Annotated in this window: 3 protein-coding genes; all 3 read right to left on the reverse strand. The window is 69.1% G+C overall.

The features are described from left to right. The coding region (locus ACWC09_RS52470; protein ID WP_450859393.1) for a transposase at nucleotides 1-221 on the reverse strand (221 nt) is incomplete at its 3' end. Between the two features lie 281 nt (nucleotides 222-502). Next, entirely contained in the window at nucleotides 503-2,080 is a 1,578-nt protein-coding gene (locus ACWC09_RS52475) for an AMP-binding protein (RefSeq protein ID WP_450859395.1), read from the reverse strand. 55 nt (nucleotides 2,081-2,135) lie between these two features. After that, nucleotides 2,136-2,678, reverse strand: a complete 543-nt coding sequence (locus ACWC09_RS52480; RefSeq protein WP_450859397.1) for a glycosyl-4,4'-diaponeurosporenoate acyltransferase CrtO family protein — start codon at nucleotides 2,676-2,678, stop codon at nucleotides 2,136-2,138. Nucleotides 2,679-2,731 lie beyond the last annotated feature (53 nt).

The raw sequence follows: 2,731 nt of genomic DNA on the forward strand, positions 1-2,731 counted from the left end.
AGGTGCTCCAGTACATACTCACGCACGTCGTCGCGCACGGCATCGGCGTCCCACCTGGCCCGGCCGAGCAGGTGCTGCATGCCGTCCGGGGCGGCCTCCCCGGCCCACTCGGCGATGCTCCAGCAGTTCTTGCGCGGCAGGTCCGACAGCAACCCCAGCACCAAGTCCCTCACCCGGCGCCGGGGTTCGACCCGCGCGAACCGGCCAGCTATCCGACCCATCAGGGTCTCGAAACATCTCCTGCCAGTGGGCAGGGTCTACGCTGTGACCTGCGGCCAACACAAGATCGTCAGTCTTCACGCACCGATGATCAGCGGTGGCCGTAACCGTCTCCCAGCCGCCCCACACCAGCAAGATCACGGTCCACGGCTAGAGCACTAACAAAGCCTTGAGTCAACCCACCAGCAATCGCTTTAGTAACAGCGGACCTTGAATCGGCAGATCGGGTGCTGCGTGGGACAGCCAGGCGCAGCCAAGAGGTGTGCGGAACGGCAATCGGGATTCAATCGGGCCTGGCCCGGTCCCGCTCGAGCAGGGTACGGCGAAGGACCTTGCCATACGGTCCTTTGGGGATCTCGGCCACGAACTCGACCCGCCGAATCCGCTTGTACGGCGCCACCCGCTCGGCGACCCACGCCATGAGGGCCTCGGCGTCCACCGGCCCGTTCGCAACCACGAACGCCTTGGGTATCTCACCTGCTTCCTGGTCCGGGCTCCGCACGACGGCGACGTCGGCCACGTGCGGGTGGGCCGACAACACGGCCTCCAGTTCCGCCGGCGCGACCTGATGCCCCTTGTACTTGATCAGGTCCTTGACCCGGTCGACCACGAACAGATAGCCGTCGGGGTCCACGCGGCACAGGTCGCCGGTGCGTAGCCAGCCGTCCGGGTCGAGAACCGCCGCGGTGGCCGGCTCCGCGTTCAGGTAGCCGCGCATTACCTGGGGGCCGCGCACCCACAACTCGCCGATTCCGCCGGTGCCCAGGTCCTGCCCGCTGGCCGGGTCGACGATGCGCGCCTCGGTGTTGGGCAGCAACACGCCGACAGAGCCGTGCCGTGGACCGAGTGGCGCACCGGCAGTGCCGGACACTGCCGTTGTGGTCTCGGTGAGGCCGTAGCCCTGAACGACCGGGCATCCGAGCCGCTCGGCGCACGCCCGCGCCAGCCCGGCGTCCAGCGGCGCGGCGCCCGATCCGATCAACTCCAGGGCAGACAGGTCGTAGCCGGCGACCAGAGGATGCGTGGCCAGGGCGCGCACGATAGGCGGCACCAAGAGCGCACGGGTGATCCGCTGCTCCTGCAGGACGCGCAGGAACTCCTCCAATTCGAACCGGGGCATGCTGACCAGGGTCGCCCCACACCAGAGGGGCCATCCCATCAGCAGGCCCAAGCCGTATGTATGGAAGAACGGCAGCACCCCGATCAGCCGATCCTCCGGCCCGCTCGGCAAGACAGCATTCCACTGGACCAGGGTGGCGACCAGGTTGCGGTGAGTAAGCATGACGCCCTTGGCCAGCCCGGTGGTCCCACTGGAGTAGGGAAGGGCCACCGGGTCAGCGGCCGGGACGATCCCGACGGTTGGCGGTGCCGTCCCGGTGTCAGCAAGCAGGCTGGCGAACGGAGTCGCGCCCTTCGCCTCGCCGAATACGAAGACATCCTCCACGCCCGAGCGGCTGGCCGCTTCGATCGCCCGGTCCAGCAGCGGCGGCGTGGTGAGCAGGAACCGTGCCCCGGCGTCGGCCAGCTGGGCGCCGAGCTCGCCGACGGTGTGCAGCGGGCTCACCGTCGTGGTAGCGCCTCCCGCCGCCGAGACCCCGTAGAAAGCGACGGCATACTCCGGCAGGTTGGGCGAATACACCGCGAACATGTCCCCCTTGCCGAAGCCTCGTGCGGTCAGGCCCGCCGCCATCTGCCGGACGCCGGCGGCGAGCTGACCGTACGTCAGCGTGCGCCCGGTGGGGCCGTCGATGACCGCGGCGCGGTTTCCCCTCTCCACCGCTCCGGCGAGCACCAGCTCATGCAGGGGCAGGTCGGGGACCTCGACGTCGGGGTGCGGGCTGCGAATGACGGTCGCTTCCATGACTCCTCCTCCCGACCACCTGGGCGTGGAACACGGTCGATGCCGGTGCGAATGATCAGGCGAGGTGGCCTGGGATGCCGTAGCGCTGGGCCAGCCGGGCGCGGTTGTATCGCTGCAGCATCGCCGGGTAACCGTTGCCGAGGACGTTGAAGAGCAAGGTCCAACCCGCGGCGCCCCACCAGCCGCGGACGGCCGCGTTGACGACGACTGCCAGCGTCACGACCAACATGATCTCGTGCAAGGCCTCGGCCTGCTGCATCCACTCGTCGAGGTCGGCGAGGGCGGCCGGGGTCCGTTCGGCAGGCAGGCTCAGTTCCGGCGGTGCGAGCACCGTCAGGGGGCCGCGGCGCAGCAGCCACTTGGCCACCCGGACGCCGAGTAGTTCGTACACGCGCCCGTCGCGCTCGACGGCACGCAACGCGTGCACGCGGGCGGGCAGCCGCAGCACGGGCCGCCGCAGTACGAGGACTCGCCAAAGCAGGCCGAACCAGATCAACGGAAGGCAGACGATGAGGAACGCGAACCGAGCGCTCCGGGGCCCGAACGCACGCCACGACCAGACCAACAACGCGGCCATGCCGATCGTCACGTCGGCCATGAGCAGAGCCTTGCGCACACCTTCCCTACGCACACCTTCATCCTACGTCCGGG

The organism is Streptomyces sp. NPDC001617 (assembly GCF_053596855.1).